Origin of the sequence: Bacillus sp. 22475 (genome assembly GCF_052044835.1) — a bacterium.
Lineage (GTDB): Bacteria > Bacillota > Bacilli > Bacillales > Bacillaceae_G > Bacillus_A > Bacillus_A cereus.
Window position 1 is genome coordinate 103,582 of the sequence record NZ_JBQENW010000015.1, and the last position, 18,791, is coordinate 122,372.

The following is an 18,791-nucleotide window of genomic DNA, read 5'->3' on the forward strand; positions in this document are numbered from 1 at the left end:
AAATCGTATCATTCATTAATATTTTTTTCAACCTACCGTTAGGTAAAAAGTAGCCTATTTTTTACAAAGTCATTTAAAAAGTTTAAGAGTTAAGGAATTGCTTTAGAAATATATTTCTAAAGTATTGTGTTCACTTTACACATAAATATTGAGAAAATTTCACTTACCCTAAATGAAAAGGTAATAGAAGTGTTTATAGAGAATTACTCGTAGATTCAATTTTTATCCCCCCATTTTGTGGGGAATGATTGCCTAGTGGTAATGGGATAAGGTTGAGCTACTTTATTAGGGGGAGTGGTTCTATGTTTAATAAAAAAATGGTGGCGATGGCAATGACTGTGCCGTTAGTAATGGGGACAATTTCTACGGTTTCGGCATTGGAAAAACAACAGCAAGTAAAGTTAGAAGCTTATTCGCCACAGAAAAAAGCAACTGAATATTTAAAAGAAAATGCTGCGCAGTATGGATTGAAAACAGACCTTTCAGACTTGCAATATATTTCTACAACAGAAACGTCAGTAGCTTCATATGTTAGGTTCCAACAAGTTGTTAACGGTGCGCCTGTATTTTCAAAACAAATTACAGTTACTCTTAACGGAGAGGGAAAGGGAGTACTCGCTGTTTCTGATTATCAGCCTGTTACAGGTGTGAAGGAAGTAACGACAAAAATTAGTGAAAAAGATGCAATACAAAAATCAATGGCGTATGTTGGAGAAGCAAGTGAGCAAAACTTATGGGCTCCTACAGAGAAAGAATTCGGATATATTGTTGAAGAAGGAATGGCTCGTCCAGTATATAAAGTTGTAGTTCATTCTAATAATCCATTTGGTGCATGGGAAACATTTATTGATGCAGAAAATGGAAAGTTAATTAAAAAGGTTGATATAAACCGAAAAGCTGAAGGGTCAGGAAAAGTATTTTTACCTAACCCAGTCGTATCTAGCGGTAGTAAAGTAGGCTTAAAAGATAATAACGATGCAGATTCAACAGCTCTAACGAACCAACTGAAAACTGTTACGTTAAAAGGTTTAGATGGAACAGGATTTTTAATTGGAGAATATGTAACGATTTCTTCAAAAGCGAAAACAAAATCTACGAATTTACAATTTAACTATACACGCGCAAATGATAGCTTTGAAGATGTTATGTCGTATTATCATATCGATACATTACAGCGTTACATTCAAAGTCTAGGTTTTAAAAATATTAATAACCGTTCGATAAAAGTGAATGTTAATGGTACAACTGATGATAACTCATTCTATTCTCCATCAACAAAAGCTTTAACTTTCGGTACTGGCGGTGTTGATGATGCAGAAGATGCTGGTATTATCGCACATGAGTATGGGCATTCGATTCAAGATAACCAAGTTCCTGGCTTTGGTAGTTCAGCAGAAGGCGGAGCGATGGGAGAAGGATTTGGCGACTTCTTAGGTGCTACATATGAAGATGCAGTATCGACTACTGGATATGGTAAAGCATGTGTTGGAGAATGGGATGCGACAGCTTATTCTAGTTCAGATCCAACATGCTTACGCCGATTAGATACGAATAAAGTATATCCGAAAGATATAACGAATGAAGTGCATGATGATGGTGAAATTTGGGCTCAAGGTCAATACGAAATGGCAAACGCTTTTGGCCGTGATGTAGCAACAAAAATCATTTTACAATCACACTGGTCATTAACACCAAACTCTAAATTCAGTGATGGAGCAAAAGCGATTAAGCAAGCGGATGCTCTTTTATATGGCGGACAACATGCTGCTGATATCGATCGCATTTGGGCAGCGAGAGGCATTAGTACGAATTAATATAAAAAGTCGTGGCATTTATAAGCCACGACTTTTTAATTTGCTTACGAACTGGTACTAGTAAATAAAGCTATATCAATGATAGTGTGAATATATCCGTATCCCATTTACTTTTTAGCTTCTTTAAAAACAAAATGCTCTTTAAATTTTCTAGATTCAACTTTTTGACCATTTCGCATCGATCTGAATGGGTGCTCTTGCCATGTAATAATAACATCAACTTCATCTGCTTTTGTAGCAACGGGTAAATTAGCGTGTTCAAATCCAGTTTTTCCACTTGCCAAACGACTTTCCTTTAGGGAAAAGAGTTCATATTTCGTTTTCTTATTTGGTTCATTGCGGAATACTTCGACGTTTACGTTATATACCTCACTATTCCCGACATTCTTTACTGAAAAATGATATGTTTGAAATTCATCTTTTTTAGCTTGAAGCATATTCTTGTTTGTTTTTTTCGGTTTATCAATATTCACTTGCCATTGATCAGAGTTTTGAGAGATTGGTAAAGATTTTGGTGAATAGGCGTATGTTTCGTTTACTACAATTAGGCAAAACAATAGGAGAAAGAAACTAATTGCTTTTTGCATATACACACCTCGCTATAAAATTTTTTATTAATATGCGTAAATGAATTGGGTTTTATGTAAAAAATGGAAAAAGGTGACGATTTGATTCAACTACAATTAAATAAATTGGAAGAGATAGTAAATGGTGAAGGATTACAAGAATCATTTCATTATATAGAGATGCAAGGCGTCTGTATTGACTCTAAAAAAATTACGAAAGAGAATTTGTTTGTTCCGATTATTAGGGTGAAAGATGGACACGATTATGTAAAAGAAGCGATGGAAAAAGGTGCGGCTGCTTCTTTATGGAAAAAGTCTTACGGTGATCCTCCAAAAGGAATACCGATTATTTTTGTAGATGACACATTACTTGCACTGCAAAAAATAGCGCGATATTACCGAAAGACAAGTAATGTGAAAGTTATCGGAATTACTGGTAGTAATGGAAAGACAATGGTAAAAGATATAATAAGCACGATATTAAGTACAACTTATCGTGTGCATAAAACGAAGGGAAATTTAAATAGTCAAATTGGTTTACCACTAACGATTTTAGAAATGAAACAGGATACAGAGTTTTTAATACTTGAAATGGGAATGAGCGAAACGGGACAAATTCGAAACTTAGCACAAATAGCACAGCCAGATGTAGCGATCATTACAATGATTGGACAGTCACACTTAGAAACGCTTGGATCAAGAGAAGAGATTGCGGAGGCTAAATTTGAAATTGTAGACGGATTAAATGACGGTGGACTGTTCTTATATAATGGTGATGAGCCATTACTTTCTCAAAATATTAATATGCTAGGTATAGAAAGTAAGTCGTTTGGTGGAAAGTATACAAATGATTTGTTTCCAACGAACGTACAATTAGATGAATATGGTGTTCATTTTAAATTAAATCATTCAAAAATACAGTACGATGTTCCCTTACATGGAAAACATAATATTTTTAATACGATTGTCGGAATCGCTGTAGGTCAATTTTACAAAGTCCCTATAGAAAAAATACAAGAAGCATTGCAGCAAATAAACATTACACAAATGCGCTTTCAGTTTTTAACCGCTAAAACAGGTTTTACAATTATTAACGATGCATGGAATGCCAGTCCTTCCTCCATGAAGGCTGCAATTGAAACGTTGCAGAAATTAAATGCCTATAAGAAAAAAATTATAGTGATTGGGGATATGTTGGAGTTAGGCAAGAAAGCTGAAACATATCATAGAGAAATTGGTAAAATGTTAAATGAGGAGAGCATTCAATATGTATTTACGTATGGAGAGTTAGCCAAAATTGTAGCGGAAGAAGCAAGAAAGAACTATCATACAGGAAAAATAAAGTCATTTGATAATAAAGCCAAAATAGCAGAGGAAGTATTGAAAGTTATAACGAAAAAAGATGTTGTTTTACTGAAAGGTTCACGTGGCATGGCTTTAGAGGAGATTGTACAAAAGTGGATGTGAAAAATCAGAATATATTTTAAAAAGGCTTGCATTCTATAAAAAGAAGAGTTAGAATACTCTGTAAATATAAAAAGTGATGATCAGGAAAAGTACATGGTGCAAAGGTCTACAGAGAGCAGCCGGTTGCTGGGAAGGTTGCGATACCGCATGATGGAAAGACACCTGTGAGTGTTGCTTTGAACGTGATTATTAGTAAAAGCAAACGGTACCTACCGTTATCAGGGCTAAGATGGTCAGTATGACAATTTGGGTGGTACCGCGGAAAAAAATCCGTCCCTATTTATAGGGGCGGATTTTTGTATTCTTTGAAAGGGGGTGAGTGACCGTGGATGATGACGATGACAACAATAACGTAAATAAATATAAAATTACTGGAGGGAAAAATAATGGATTCAATAATGAAGCGTTCACTCACAAAAGAATGTACAAAGCAAAGTGGAAAGGTTGTATTACTTCAAGGATGGGTAAAAAAAATTCGGCACCTTGGAAATGTTAGTTTTTTATTATTACGGGACAGAACAGGAGTAATTCAATGTGTATTAGAAAATGAATTGGCCGGATATAAAGTTGATGTAGAAAGTGTTGTCCATGTAATCGGTGAGATAGTCGAGACATCGAAAACAGAATTGGGTGTTGAAGTACTTGCTCATGAAGTGAAAGTAATAAACGGTGCAGAGCCACTTCCATTTGAAATAAATAAAAAGAAGTTACAAGTTGGCTTAGATCAACTACTTAATGAGCGAGTAATATCATTAAGGCATGAGCGAACTGCAGCGATTTTTAAAGTGAAATCTACACTCGTTCAGAGCTTTAGTGAATTTCTAATAGAGAACGATTTCACACGTATATTTACTCCGAAAATTGTTTCACAAGGGGCAGAAGGAGGAGCAAATGTTTTTAAGCTTCCATACTTCCAAAAAGAAGCTTATTTAGCACAATCACCACAGTTCTATAAGCAAATGATGGTAGCGGGTGGGTTAGAACGAGTTTTTGAAATTGCACCTGTATATAGAGCGGAACATCATAATTCTTCCCGTCATTTGAATGAATATATATCGTTAGACGTAGAGCTTGGTTTTATTCATGATTTTTATGAAGTGATGCAACTAGAAACGGATGTTTTACGATATATGTTTCAACAAGTAGCGAAAAAATGTGAAATAGAACTACAACTATTACAAATAGAAGTACCTGTTATTACTGAAATACCTAAAATTACATTGTTAGAAGCACAAGAAATTTTGAAAAGTAAGTATCGTAAAGAATCTCCTGTAGGGGATTTAGATACAGAAGGTGAAAAGTTACTAGGGAAATATGTAAAGGAAACATATAATAGTGAATTTGTTTTCATTACACATTATCCGAAAGAAGCGAGACCGATGTATACGATGCAAAATAAAGAGAATCCAGCTATTACTGATTCATTCGACTTATTATATAAAGGGCTAGAAATAACGTCAGGGGCACAGCGAATTCATAATTATGAATTGTTACTCGCTTCGTTTAAAGAAAAAGGATTACATCCAGAGAAATTTCAATCTTATTTAAATACATTCCGATACGGTTGTCCACCGCATGGAGGTTTCGGAATTGGGTTAGAAAGGATTGTATATAAACTATTAGAATTAACAAATGTACGAGAGGCGAGTGCTTTTCCGAGAGATTGTACTCGTCTTATACCATAATATTAAAACCCTTCTATGAATATAGAAGGGTTTTGTATATTTAAACACAAGTTAAAGAGAAGAAAAATATCTTTTTGTGTGAAAATATGTAAATTATATCGAGAACATTTTATAATAAATTGAGAAAAAGAAAATTCATAAGTTATAATGAAATGTGAATATAAAAAAAGTTCATATAATAATGTATGGAAGGGTATGAAACATGTTATATCAAACTCAAGCAACACAACAAACACCAGCTTATATAATCTATCTTCTTGATGTAAGCGCATCAATGAATCAAATGATGGATGTAGAGGGAGAAGAAAAAAGGAGAATTGACATTGTAACGGATGCTCTTTCTTTAGCGATTCGCCAAATGGTATTTCGTTCGACAAAAGGTAGTCGATTGCTTCCAAGATATAAGGTATCTATTTTAGCTTATAGCGATCAAGTTTTTGATCTTTTGGGTGGGGTGAAAACAATAGATGAAGTAGCAAGACTACGTCCACTAGAAAAAATTCAAACGCATCGCTTAACTGATACAGCAAAGGCTTTCTCTGTAGTGGAGAAGTTATTGCAAAAGGAATTACCGAATTTACAAGACGGGCCAGCTCCTGTTGTTTGTCATATGACAGATGGTGCTTCAACTGGCGAAGATCCAGAATTAATTGTGCGAAGAATTATGAATATGTCTGTACCTGATGGAAATGTACTAATTGAAAATATCTTTATTTCGGATGAAATTATGCAAGAACAAATTACTAGTATAAAGAAGTGGGAAGGGATTATGCCACATACAGAAATTACGGATGAATATGGTGCAAAGTTGCAACGACTTTCCTCTCCTATCCCTCAAAGTTATCGTGAGATGATGACTGAGTATGGTTTTCATATTGGGGATGGTGCAGTGATGATGTTTCCAGGTACAAATGCAGATTTAGTATCACTTGGATTTCAAATGTCTGCTGCAACGCCGGTTCGATAGGAGGGAGAAAAATAGTGAAGTATATCCTGTCGCAAGAAAAAGAAACAGTATTACAAGAGAAGAAAGGTGAAAATTTTACATATCGATATAGTTACGTAAGAGCTAAAGAAACGCAAGACTTAAATGAGAGTGGACAAGATTTTCTTATATTTCAAGATAATGGGACTAGTATTACCTTTGCATTATGTGATGGTGTAGGAATGTCTTTTCATGGTGAAATCGCTGCGAAATTTCTTGGTATGAAATTATTAAATTTATTTGAAACATTGCAGGAAAAGAATATTTCTATTCTATTAAATGAAGAGTTGGAAAAGTGGAAAGAAGAAGCAGCAGAGGAAGTGAGGATATTTCAATTGCCAGAAGAAACACCATGGCTACTTCTCGATGTATTGGAAGAAAAGAGGAGAAAAGGTAGTGAAGCTATGTTCATTGCTGGGAAAATAGAGCTCATTCCAAATCAAGACGAAGTAAATGTAACAATAGTTACACATGGCGATTCTTTTGTACAATTGTTCCAAAATCAGAAAAAGTGCTTAAATGAATTGAATTTTGAGAGAAGTGTAGGGAAAAGATGGTCTACACATCATGGTATTATTGGTGGTGAATTGGATATTTTTTCAAAGAAGTTATCTAGAGAAGAAGTAAATAGAATTGTAATTCATTCAGATGGACTGATGTCGCTTATGCAGTATAACTTTGAGGAAGTCTTACAAAAAATCGAGAGGGCACAGTGCTCACCGACGAGCGATGATATTTCGTTTTTAGATATTTCTTGGTAAGAATACAACGGAAAGGTGAATATACGTGGAAGAGATTATTGTGACGTACATAAAACAATCAAATGAAGAAATAGATATTGCGATCCCAAATGATGTGAAAGTAATACAAATTATTGAAGCAATTTTACATCACGAAAAAATAGATGAAACATTAAGTGAAATTTACGAAATTAGAGTGACAAAGGATAAAGAAGAGTGGCATTCTATTCGAAATGACGAGACTTTGAGAGATAATGATGTTTGGGATGGACAATATGTAATGCTAAATAAAAAAGGGGCGATTATCCCTTCTTTTGAAATGTTACCGGCAGAAGAAGTTAATAATGAACCTGTTAAACAAGGTATATCTTCTAGTGAAGAAGATTATGTATGGAAAATCATTGAGTAATAGTTTTGAATGGGGAAGGAGAAATGCTTTGTGCAAAAATCACCATATTTTCAGCGCTCTCCGCGTGTGAAAGTAGATATACCAACAGGGGATGTTATTATTCATGATCCGCCAAATATACCAGAAGAACCTAAATTTTCTATTGAAACAATGTTATTACCAGCGATGATGACAATTTTAACATTGATATTGTATTTTGTGATGATGAAATTTATGAAGATGAATGCAAGTTATATGCCACTTATGATGGTTTCGAGTATCCCAATGTTAGGATCGTATGCAATTACAACGATGGGGCATTTCCGTAAAAAGAAAGAACATAGGCAAATGGTGGAGCAGTTACAACAAAGATATTTGGAGCAAATTCAAAAGCATCGAGTGGAGTTAGATACGTTAAAGGTTGAACAAGCGAAATATTTAATAACACAAAATCCAAGTCCACTAAAGAGTGTACAAAGAATTGAAAATCGAGAAAGTAATTTATGGGAGCGAACACCTGAAAGCCCAGACTTTTTAGATATCCGTATTGGAACAGGTGAGAGACCATTTTATGTTGAATTGAAAGTGCCTGAACAGCAAGGTTATGAGGAAAATCCATTAATCACAGAAGCACAAAATGTGAAAAGAGATTTTAATACAATCCCTAATGGGCATATTTCAATATCATTGAAAAAAAATGATGTAATTGGTGTGGTTGGCAATAAAGAAGATCGATTGAACTTCACTCGAATTGTAACGACGCAAATTATGACACATCACGCTCCAAATGAAGTGAAAATAGCAGCCTTCTATCATGAGAAGGAGAAGAAAGAATGGGATTGGATGAGGTGGATTCCTCATGTGTGGGATGAGCAGAGAAGCATGCGTTTTTTATCTGAGAATCAACAAGAAGCGCAGAAATTAGCTGAAACGTTGTTCACACCACTTAATATGCGTAGAATTTATAATTCCTCTGCACAGGTAGATGCGAAAATACCTTTAATCCCAATGTATGTTTTTTTCTTATCCGCGAGAGAATTTTTAGAAGATGATCCTATACTTCCAATGTTACTTAGAGAAGGGGAAAGTGTCGGAGCATCTACATTTATATTTGCAGAACAGAGAGAACGATTGCCGATGGAATGTGATCTTGTTATTAGCTTAAACGGAGAAAATGGTGAGTTAGTAGAAACATTTTCAAGCTCAGCTGAAAATAGCGGGACAACGCGTGCTAGTTTTAAAGTAGACCGACTTTCATTTGAACGATGCGAATCAGGTGCGCGAAGTATTGCTCCTATTCGAATGAAAAGTTCTACAGCGGCTAACATACCGAAAGTATTAACTTTTTTAGATTTGTTCCAAGTGAAAAAAATGGAAGAGTTACAGGTGCTAGAGAGATGGAATAAAAATCGATATCCGACTTCATTGCCGGTTCCAATAGGTGTAAGAGAAGGAAGTAAACCTGTGTTTCTAAATATTCACGATAAAATTGAGAAGAAAGGACATGGTCCGCATGGTTTAATGGCTGGTACAACAGGTTCAGGGAAAAGTGAAGTGATCCAGTCTATTATAGCAGCGTTAGCGGCTACCTATCATCCTCATGAGATGGCATTTATGCTTATCGATTATAAGGGTGGCGGAATGTCAAACACGTTTGCAGGATTACCACATATTATCGCATCTATTACAAACTTAGAAGATCCGAACTTAATCGAGCGTGCAAGAATATCATTAAAGGCGGAATTAGAGAGAAGACAAAAATTGTTTATTCAGGCTGGAAATGTTCAACATTTAGATGAATATTATGAAACAAGCTGGCGTGAAAAAGAACCTTTGCCACATTTATTTATTGTCATTGATGAGTTTGCTCAAATGAAAAAGGAACAACCAGAATTTATGGACGAACTAATTAGTGTTGCTGCAATAGGAAGGACATTAGGAGTTCACTTATTATTAGCTACACAAAAACCTTCAGGGGTTGTAAATGATAAGATTTGGAGTAACTCACGTTTTCGAATTTGTTTACGTGTACAAGATGACGCCGATAGTCGTGAAATGTTAAAAATTCCAGATGCCTCTAAAATTAATGTACCGGGAAGAGGTTATTTACAGGTTGGAAGTAATGAAATATTGGAATTGTTCCAATCTGCATGGAGTGGAGCACCTTATAATCCAGATGAAGAGAAAGTTCTTGCTGTTGTTGATTTTACAGAAGTTAAGCTTTCGGGTGAAAGAATAAAAGTGAAAAAGCGCCCAAAACCAATGACAAATAGTCCAAAGCAATTACAAGCGTTTATTCACTATATACAGAACGTATCGGAGAAAGAAAATATTAAAGCATTGCCAGGGCCGTGGTTGGCACCTTTACCAGAAAAATTATTATTAAAAGAGTTTTATGAAATGGAAAATTGGACTGCTGATGTATGGAATAAGGAGAAAGAAAATTTACAAATTACAGTTGGATTAATTGATGATGTCGGAAATCAAGCGCAGTATCCTTTAAAGCTCGATTTACAAGAAGGCCATTTAAATATATATGGTATGCCAGGAACAGGAAAAACAACGATGTTACAAACGATCATTATGTCCCTAGCAGTATCTCATACACCAGCTGAAGTGAATTTTTATATTATTGATTTTGGACGTATGTTTTTAGATTTTAGAGATTTACCTCATGTAGGTGGGATTGTACAAGAGGACGAATATGAAAAAATGAAACGTTTATTTGGTTTTTTGAAGAAAGAAATTACAGAAAGAAAAGAGAGTTTTTCTAACATCGGTGCAAAGTCATTTTCTATGTATAATCGAATGGTCGGAAAGAAAGTTCCTGCTATTGTTGTAATGGTAGATGGTTATATAAGATTTAAAAATGAATTCGAAAAAGAGAATGAAATATTAGAAATGTTATTACGAGAATCAAGCACATACGGCGTGTACTTCTATTTCTCGCTTAATCAAACTATTGATATGTTTGATCGTGTTCGTAATAATATACCGATGGCAATTACATTTGAATTGCAAGATAGAACTGAATATCATAGTTTAGTTGGTAGACCTAATTTCCCATTAATCGAAGTTCCTGCTGGTCGTGGGTTAATGAAAGGACAACCGCCTGAATTGTTCCAAGCAGCATTGCCGTTTATTGGTGAAAGTGAATTAGAATATTCACAGCAGTTAAAAACGATTATTCAAACAATGAGCAGTGAATGGAATGGTGAAAAAGCAAGAGAGATTCCAATGGTTCCTAAAGAAATATTTGTAGAAGATTTAGTTGAGCGATTAAAACCAGCTCAAATTTCTGCAGGAGTTGAAACAGACGATATTCGTTTACAAAGTTTTTCATTGGACGAAATGAATCATATATTTATCGGCGGAAGAATAGAAGGTGGGAAAACATCATTATTACAAACACTTCTGTTCTCTACTGCTTATCAATATTCTCCGGATGAAGTCGAATTATACTTAGTAGATTTTGGTGAAAGACCTACAGGTATTTTAGCTCTTGGAGATTTGCCTCATGTAGAGAAGAGGTTTACAGATGGTATACAATTAAAAGAAATGTTAGATGATTTGCTAGAAGTAATAAATAATAGAAAAGTAGTTATGCCATCTTTAGATTCAAAAGAAGAAGTGGAAATGCCATATAAGAAAATAATTATTGCAATTGATGATATTGATCAAATGTTAGCGATATTATCTAACGACTTTGATTCGAAAAATAAAATGGAACAAATAGTTCAAAATTGTAAAAATAAAGGGATTCATTTTGTTGTGGCCGCTACAACGTCTAGTGTAAATAGCTATTCTCATGAAAAATGGTTTACAGAAATTAGAAAGAGAAGTTTTGGTTATTTATTAGGTACGACTCAAAATAGTGATGTCTATTTCTTTAATATAAAGCTTCCACATACTGAGATGGATCGAGAATTATCAAGTGGGGATGGATATTGTATACGTAGAAAGCCAATGAAAATAAAATGTGCATATACACCACCACATTTACTTTACAAAATGACAAATAAAATTATTGTGAAATGGTCAGAATTAAAGGTTAAATAATATTAAAAAAGGGTTAAATTACAAGAAAATAGAATTTTTTTGTAATTTACCCCTTTTAAAATTGTTCGAATATAGTTTATAATCTAATTGTTGTATCATTTAAGAATTGAAAGGGGAAATATATACAATGGCAGAAATTAAAATTACACCAGAAGAACTTGAGCGAATTGCTAGTAACTTTACAAACGCAGCTGGGGAAGCTCAAAACCAAATTAATAGACTTGAAGGCGACATTAATAGTTTAGAAGGACAATGGGCTGGGGCAACACAAGCGAAGTTCCGAGGCGAATTTGCTCAATCTAAACAAGCGATGCAACAATACATTCCAATTTTAGAAGGTATTTCATCAGAATTAAAACGTATTTCTGATAAATTCCGTAACACAGATAACGCATATTAATAATAGAACAATTGCAAAAGACCAGGAGCTATTGTTCCTGGTCTTTTCTTTAAAAATTGTTATATGAGAGTAAGGGGATAAAATGGGATTCCGACCAGAAGTAGGAGAAAAAATTATTTTTAATAAAGATGTTTATCGTTTTGAGAAACATCCAGCAGTTATTGGGATTGAAATGCCATATGGGCAAGAGGGAAGACAAGGAACAGTTTATCAATTACAACATGAAAATGGTGTGGAACGAATTGCGTTAAAAGTTTTTAAAGAGCGCTATCGTGATGAAAAACATCAACTAGCATTTTTAAAGCCACTTTCCTCCTTAGCTGGTCTTAAAGTATGCTCACGCTATATCGTTACTACAGAAGAACATACATCTGCTATCGAAAAATCAGAAGATCTTGCTAATAGTATTGTAATGCCTTGGATTGAAGGTCCAACTTGGGCTGATATTTTACAAGAACAACGAGTGTTATCAAAAGAACAATGTTTCTTTATTGCAGAAGCATTTCTTACAACACTTAAAATGATGGAGGAAAATGAGGTTGCTCATAATGATCTATCATCCAGTAATGTACTCATACCTTTTTTAAGTGAAAATCCAATTGAAGGCCAACATTATATTGAACTTGTTGATGTTGAGCAAATGTATGGACCAAAAAGTAAAAGACCTTCATTATTGCCAGCAGGTTCAGCGGGTTATGCACCAGTGTATTTGGAAAATGGGATATGGCAAAAAGAAGCCGACCGTTTTGCTGGCGCCATTTTATTAAGTGAAGTATTAAGTTGGTGTAGTGAGGAAATTCGAAATAACAAATGGACGGATGCAAGTTACTTTAAAACGGAAGAAATGCAGACGGAATGTGAAAGATATACGTTACTTCAGCAAGAATTGCATAATCAATGGAATGGGGAAATCGCACAGTTATTTAATCAAGCATGGAATAGTAACACTTTCGCAGAATGTCCAAGCTTTGCACAATGGTACGATGTATTTCATAGTGCAAGAGAAATAGTAAAAATTGATGCGAAAAGGCAGTCAGAAGAAGAACACTCTCTTTTTGTATCGAAATGTTTGGAAATTGCAAGATTATTAGAAGAGAGAGGATTTAAACAAGCGGCATTATATGAATATAAAACAATTTTTAATTCACTCAATCCATCAACAGCTCTAAAACAAGAACTCGCATATATTATTCAACTACTAGAGAATCAAGAATCTGAAATAAATCAAAAAAAAGTGCTGCAAAGTTATGTGGAACTAGCTACTGAATTGGAGCGAGAAAATAATAAAGAATATGCTTGTTTCGTCTATTCACGAATCGTACAATTTCCAAACATTGATTATGCGTTAAAAAAGGAAATTGAAAGCATTATTAAAGAGATAAAAGAAGAAAAAGAGCCACCAATGCCAGAAATAGCAGCTACAATCACAGTTCCAAATAGCATTTTACAGAGCCGTAAACAAACAAAAAAACAAGTTGAATATGATATAGATGATGAAATTTTAAATGCAAAAGCATCGAATCAACCTCTTACATTAACACATGAACAAAAAGAACCGTCCGCCTTCTCAATATGGTGGAACAAGCATAAAAAACGGGTTTTGATTATTGGCTCAATTGTAGTAGTTGTTATAGGTGGTTCAACACTATTTTACTTTTATACAACAAATGCTAAATACCAAAAATTTATGGGACAAGCACGCCAAGCCTATCATGATAAAAAATATATAAAAGCAGAAGAAGCTGTTGGTCATGCGATCGCAGTGAAAGGAAAAGATGAAGCTCATCTTCAGCTAGCAACGATTTACGTTGCTGAAGGGAAAAATAAAATTGCAATCGACTACCTTACAAAATTAATAAAAGATAGAGAAATAGATAAAGAAAATAATGAAGCGGCATATCTATTAGCTTCAGCGAATTTCCGTATAGGAAAATATCAAGAAGCAGTTCCGAATTTCGAACAAGCATTAGCGAATAATGCAAAAGGAATTGAACCATATAAAAAAGATGCGATGCGAGATTTAGCTGTAAGTCATATGAAAATGAAAGAATTTGAAAAAGCAGAAGATGTTATTGTCAAAATGAGTACGAAAACAAATGAAGATAAGGCAATTGTTTCGTATTTAAAAGGACAACTAGCAACTGCAACTGTGCAATTAGATAAAGCAGAATCTTTCTTTAAAGAAGCCATTATGCAAGATTCAAAGAATGCTATATATGCAATTGAAATTTCGAATTTATATGTACTTTGGAATAAAACAAATTTAATTGATAGTGCAAAAAAAGAAGTGAATTATCAACAAGCATCGCAAGTATTACAAGCTGCAATCCAAAAAGATATGAAAAATATAGAGTTACTAAATCAATTAGGAATTGTATATTATGAAGCTGGTCAATTTTATGAAACACGAGATGGTGGAAAAAGTAATGCAGCGTATCAACAAGCGTTAGAGGCTTACAATAGAGTTGTTAACAACGGGACTCGTGACACAAATACGCTTGTGAATATAGGGATTTTATACGACAAAGTGGGACAAGGAAATGAAGCAGAGAAATTTTTCACGGAAGCATATTCACAAAATGATGAAGATCCGCATGTGAATTTTGCATTCGGGATGTTTAAAATTAAACAAAAAAAATATGAAGAAGCGAGTCGTTTCTTAAGAAAAACGGTACAAGCAAATGAAAATGAAACTGAAGTAAGAGCAGCACAAGAAAAACTAACAGAGATGAAAACAAACGGCTGGATTCAATAAAGATGTGAAAAGGGGAAGAAACATGGAAGAAAACAACAACAATCTAGGAAAAAAAGTTGCTATATCAGTAATGTCGGTGGCTTTATTTGGAACGTCAGGATATCTTGTTTATGACAAAGGCTTTAGTACAGCAGGAAGAGAAACGGTAAAACTAGCAAGTAATACAGAAGAGAAAAAAGATGACCGTATTACAGGAAGTAATTTACAGTCTATGTTCCCAAATTTAGTTGCCGATCCTGCAAAAAAAGATGACAAACCAGGAGAAAAACCAAACATTAATTTAGCAGACTTAATCGGAAATAATAAATCACCGATTACACCAGTGACGTATAAGCCAGATGATGTGTCGGTGGAAAAGAAAGATCCACTAATCAAATTATCAGATGCACCAGCGCCACAAAAGCCGGAACTGCCAACTAATATGGGTGGGCCGGTGGTGGAGCCGAGTAAAAATTTACCGGATAGTTTGGTGGATACGGGGAAAACACCAGGTGGTGATAAGGAACTAGAAAAACCAAAACCGGATGGTGATAAAGAGCCGGAAAAACCAAAACCAGATGGTGATAAAGAACCAGAAAAACCAAAACCGGATGGTGATAAAGAACCAGAAAAACCAAAACCGGATGGTGATAAAGAGCCGGAAAAACCAAAACCAGATGGTGATAAAGAGTCGGAAAAACCAAAACCAGATGGTAATAAAGAACCAGAAAAACCAAAACCGGATGGTGATAAGGAACCAGAAAAACCAAAACCGGATGGTGATAAAGAGCCAGAAAAACCAAAACCAGATGGTGATAAAGAACCAGAAAAACCAAAACCACCAGTGCCACACGATCAAATTACAGTATCACCAATAACGGGAGATATTTTAGTTGAGTGGTATGCTGGGAATGGAGAGAGGTATTCATCTGTATTCTTTAATGAGTATTATGGAAAAGGGCAAAATTCTGACACGTTAAATAGTAGGGCTAAATATTCGGAGGAAAATAAAGAGTTAACACTGATATCTCAATTGAATGCATCTTCAAATGCACAGACAGTTGCTGATCATAGATTAACATTGGACAATTTGGGAGAAATTTTAGCTAATAAGGAGAATTATTCGAATCAAAGTGAATTATTTTATTTACGTAACCAAATGAATACACTTAAGGAAAAAGTTACAACCCAACAAGAATTACAAGAGTATTTAAAAGAAAATAAGAAAGAGTATATTCAATCAGTTGCAAAGTTAGTATACGATAAGGCTGTACAAGAGGAGAATGTTTGGTTAAATAACCAAACAGATATAGCTTCTCTAGAACAATCTTTAAGTAAATATTACTTAGTTACTTCGGTGCTTGAAAGCGTGGATCCTAAATTAGTAGAGGCTGCAAATCAACGTGTAGAAAAGATTTTCTATAAACTATTACAAGAAGAATTAAAAAATATTAACATCGAAGCACCAGTAGTGACATCTAAAAATGATACAAAAGAAAACGTAAGTCCAGAAAAAGAAACTGTAACTAGCAGTAATGGAGGACAAGTGGTTGTTAAAGAAGATAATACGAATAAAACTGTGGCGTCAGAAATAGCTAGTGAGAAAGAGCAAAAAGATCAATTAATTGAAGCTAATAAAAACAACAAAGAAAATACGAAAGAAGTAAATCATAAAGAAACAAATAGCAATGATACAGATGGTCAAATGAAACCAGAAAAACCAGAAAAACCAGAAAAACCAGAAAAACCGGAAAAACCAAATCCGATCAATCAAGCGATTGAGAAAATTGAAACATATTTAACCCCTGAAAGTCTAAACTATGAAAATGCTTTACTATTAGCAAATCAATGGATTGATGTCGCAAAAGACCAACAAAAAGAAAAATTAAATCAGCAATTTAGTATAGCGGTAGATGGACTTAGAGGACAGATGAAAGACCCTGAACTTTCAGTGGAAGATGCCTTAAAGAAAGCAAACCTATTAGCAAGTACGGCAAGGGTAGAACAATCTGTTCGAGATGAAGCAAATAAAATGTTAATGCCACTTATGTTTGAAAGAAAAGCAAATGAGGCTGCAAATAAAGGAGAATATTATACAGCTGTATTGAATATTGCTAATGCAATTCGTACAAAGCATCCATTAGAGCGTTCAAGAGAAGAAATGGTGAATTATGCAAATAAACTATGGGAAAAAACAGAAGTCGAATGGGAGCAAATCAATGGAACACCAGATTGGCAAGAAAAGGCTGAGAAAACTGTACTTCCATCGTATACATTATTGGCACAGTTGAAAGATATCGATAAAACAATTGAAAAAATCGTTGGTATGAGTGTTATTGACAATGCGTCGAAAAAGATGGAGGGAATCCAACTAATAGAAGTAGCAAATACAAAAGCGAATCAGAACGGAAAGCTTTACGAAGCTTTACACTATTATGGACAAGCTTCCTATCGTGGGGTTAATGATAAAAAAGGATTTTCGGATGTCGCAAATCGCGTATTAAAAGAAGGGGGAAAAATTGAAAAGAGTAATTACCTATCAGCTTTAGAAATCTATCAAATTCTTTATAAAACACCGGGGATTGAAATGACTGGAGTGAAAGATAAAGCAAAAGTTGCCATTGAATATTTAAGTACATTTGATGCTGCTAATAAAAAGGCTACTCGTATAAACACTATTGAAGATTTAGCGTCAGTAGTTGAGCTAACTCATCAAGCCATGAACTTAGGATATCAGCAGGCACCTGCAAAAGAATTTATGAAAGTTGTCTCTGAAAAAATGTTACAAACAGGTAAAGGGTATTCAGACAAAAATGAAAACAATAATGCATATAAATGTTTTGAGTTTTTAACTCGACCACAATATGCAACAACGATTGATGGAGAAGTACGCCAAAAAGCAATGGAGAACTTAGACAAAATAAAAGCAATGGACACCAAAAAATAAATAGATAATGAATTCGCCATCTTATTCCAAGTAAGATGGCGAAATTATTCCAAATAGGAGTGAAAGTTAATGAGTTTACTAGAAATTAGTCCATTAGATGAGGCATTAGTGGAAGCGTTGCAAAATGAAGAAAAAAGAGGCAATTTTTATGAAATATTACAGAAATCAAATTTATTCGTTGTTGCTTCTGTCGAAGGGGATACAAGTGTAGATGAAGAAGGAAATTTGATTTCTACTAATAATACACAATTACAAATTCATTATTTTGAAATGGAAGAAGGATTAATGTTACCACTGTATTCGGATTTAAAGCATCTAGAAATGGTTATTCCAGAAGAATGTCCATATGTTTCTATGAATGCAGTTGAATTATTAAAAACAATAGATTTAGAGGCAAATGTCATATTGAACCCAGGAACAAAATTTCAAAAATTATTTGTAAAGGAAGAAATTGAAGCGATTTGTGATAACAGTATTTTTGATGTTTTCTCTAAAGAGAATAAGTAAAAATTAATGCAGTTCTATTTCTTTTTGGTATAAAATAGAGGAAGGTGGGAGAAGGTTTGGAGATTAAAGTCAAACCTGAACAACTCGAACAAATTGCCAAAAACATATCAGAGATGCAAACACACAGCCAGACCATACAACAAAATCTCAATCAATCCATGTTTAGTATTCAAATGCAATGGCAAGGGTCGACGAGTCAGCGTTTTTACGGGGAATTTATGAGATCGACGAAACTTATGGAAACATACATACGTAATTTACAAGTTACAGAAAAAGAATTACGGCGCATTGCTCAAAAGTTTCGTCAAGCAGATGAGGAATATCAAAAGAAACAAACCGGAAAATTGAAAGAAACTCCTAAAAAAGAGGAGAAACATGAAAAATCATGGTGGCAAAAGGGATTAGAAGGAGCAGCTGAATTCATCGGAATTAATGATGCAATTCGAGCGGTTACTGGTAAAGACCCTATCACAGGCGAAGAATTATCAACAAAAGAAAG

13 protein-coding genes and 1 other annotated feature are annotated in these 18,791 nt (G+C 34.4%); of the genes, 12 read left to right on the forward strand and 1 reads right to left on the reverse strand.

Annotated features, from left to right (window positions below; translation table 11 throughout):
- The first annotated feature begins 302 nt into the window (after positions 1-302).
- Positions 303-1,814, forward strand: coding sequence for a M36 family metallopeptidase (locus ACTJJY_RS21410; protein WP_440606480.1), 1,512 nt, complete (start codon positions 303-305; stop codon positions 1,812-1,814).
- 107 nt (positions 1,815-1,921) lie between these two features.
- Here ACTJJY_RS21410 and ACTJJY_RS21415 read toward each other — a convergent pair whose 3' ends face one another.
- Positions 1,922-2,401, reverse strand: coding sequence for a hypothetical protein (locus tag ACTJJY_RS21415; protein ID WP_001167912.1), 480 nt, complete (start codon positions 2,399-2,401; stop codon positions 1,922-1,924).
- Between the two features lie 63 nt (positions 2,402-2,464).
- On the opposite strand from ACTJJY_RS21415, the gene ACTJJY_RS21420 reads away from it, so the two are divergent.
- The 11 genes from ACTJJY_RS21420 to ACTJJY_RS21470 form a co-directional block, all read left to right on the forward strand.
- On the forward strand, positions 2,465-3,847 hold the full coding sequence (locus ACTJJY_RS21420; RefSeq protein ID WP_440606481.1) for a UDP-N-acetylmuramoyl-tripeptide--D-alanyl-D-alanine ligase: 1,383 nt from the start codon (positions 2,465-2,467) through the stop codon (positions 3,845-3,847).
- Positions 3,848-3,914: 67 nt separating this feature from the next.
- Positions 3,915-4,128, forward strand: a binding site (T-box leader).
- 105 nt (positions 4,129-4,233) lie between these two features.
- The gene (gene aspS, locus ACTJJY_RS21425) at positions 4,234-5,532 is read left to right on the forward strand and encodes an aspartate--tRNA(Asn) ligase (RefSeq protein WP_000377346.1); all 1,299 of its coding nucleotides are present in this window, start codon (positions 4,234-4,236) and stop codon (positions 5,530-5,532) included.
- Positions 5,533-5,734: 202 nt separating this feature from the next.
- On the forward strand, positions 5,735-6,499 hold the full coding sequence (locus ACTJJY_RS21430; RefSeq protein ID WP_440606482.1) for a vWA domain-containing protein: 765 nt from the start codon (positions 5,735-5,737) through the stop codon (positions 6,497-6,499).
- Between the two features lie 11 nt (positions 6,500-6,510).
- A complete protein-coding gene (locus ACTJJY_RS21435) occupies positions 6,511-7,278 on the forward strand; it encodes a hypothetical protein (protein WP_440606489.1) in 768 nt (255 codons plus the stop codon).
- Between the two features lie 25 nt (positions 7,279-7,303).
- A complete protein-coding gene (locus ACTJJY_RS21440) occupies positions 7,304-7,666 on the forward strand; it encodes a hypothetical protein (RefSeq protein ID WP_000391135.1) in 363 nt (120 codons plus the stop codon).
- A gap of 30 nt (positions 7,667-7,696) precedes the next feature.
- On the forward strand, positions 7,697-11,704 hold the full coding sequence (gene essC / locus ACTJJY_RS21445; RefSeq protein ID WP_440606483.1) for a type VII secretion protein EssC: 4,008 nt from the start codon (positions 7,697-7,699) through the stop codon (positions 11,702-11,704).
- Between the two features lie 127 nt (positions 11,705-11,831).
- Positions 11,832-12,104 (forward strand): WXG100 family type VII secretion target, encoded by a 273-nt coding sequence (locus ACTJJY_RS21450; RefSeq protein ID WP_053564631.1) that lies wholly within the window; start codon positions 11,832-11,834, stop codon positions 12,102-12,104.
- A gap of 82 nt (positions 12,105-12,186) precedes the next feature.
- The gene (locus tag ACTJJY_RS21455) at positions 12,187-14,859 is read left to right on the forward strand and encodes a tetratricopeptide repeat protein (protein ID WP_440606484.1); all 2,673 of its coding nucleotides are present in this window, start codon (positions 12,187-12,189) and stop codon (positions 14,857-14,859) included.
- Between the two features lie 22 nt (positions 14,860-14,881).
- On the forward strand, positions 14,882-17,785 hold the full coding sequence (locus tag ACTJJY_RS21460; protein WP_440606485.1) for a hypothetical protein: 2,904 nt from the start codon (positions 14,882-14,884) through the stop codon (positions 17,783-17,785).
- 69 nt (positions 17,786-17,854) lie between these two features.
- A complete protein-coding gene (locus ACTJJY_RS21465) occupies positions 17,855-18,292 on the forward strand; it encodes an SseB family protein (protein WP_088023251.1) in 438 nt (145 codons plus the stop codon).
- Positions 18,293-18,348: 56 nt separating this feature from the next.
- Positions 18,349-18,791: WXG100 family type VII secretion target (locus tag ACTJJY_RS21470; RefSeq protein WP_440606486.1), on the forward strand; the 443-nt coding region annotated here is incomplete at its 3' end.

What these genes read in the sequence shown, in the direction of transcription:
- ACTJJY_RS21410 (WP_440606480.1), top strand. Translation starts at nt 303, where the DNA reads ATGTTTAATAAAAAAATGGTGGCGATGGCAATGACTGTGCCGTTAGTA.
- ACTJJY_RS21415 (WP_001167912.1), bottom strand. Translation starts at nt 2,401, where the DNA reads ATGCAAAAAGCAATTAGTTTCTTTCTCCTATTGTTTTGCCTAATTGTA.
- ACTJJY_RS21420 (WP_440606481.1), top strand. Translation starts at nt 2,465, where the DNA reads ATGGAAAAAGGTGACGATTTGATTCAACTACAATTAAATAAATTGGAA.
- aspS (WP_000377346.1), top strand. Translation starts at nt 4,234, where the DNA reads ATGGATTCAATAATGAAGCGTTCACTCACAAAAGAATGTACAAAGCAA.
- ACTJJY_RS21430 (WP_440606482.1), top strand. Translation starts at nt 5,735, where the DNA reads ATGTTATATCAAACTCAAGCAACACAACAAACACCAGCTTATATAATC.
- ACTJJY_RS21450 (WP_053564631.1), top strand. Translation starts at nt 11,832, where the DNA reads ATGGCAGAAATTAAAATTACACCAGAAGAACTTGAGCGAATTGCTAGT.
- ACTJJY_RS21455 (WP_440606484.1), top strand. Translation starts at nt 12,187, where the DNA reads ATGGGATTCCGACCAGAAGTAGGAGAAAAAATTATTTTTAATAAAGAT.
- ACTJJY_RS21460 (WP_440606485.1), top strand. Translation starts at nt 14,882, where the DNA reads ATGGAAGAAAACAACAACAATCTAGGAAAAAAAGTTGCTATATCAGTA.
- ACTJJY_RS21465 (WP_088023251.1), top strand. Translation starts at nt 17,855, where the DNA reads ATGAGTTTACTAGAAATTAGTCCATTAGATGAGGCATTAGTGGAAGCG.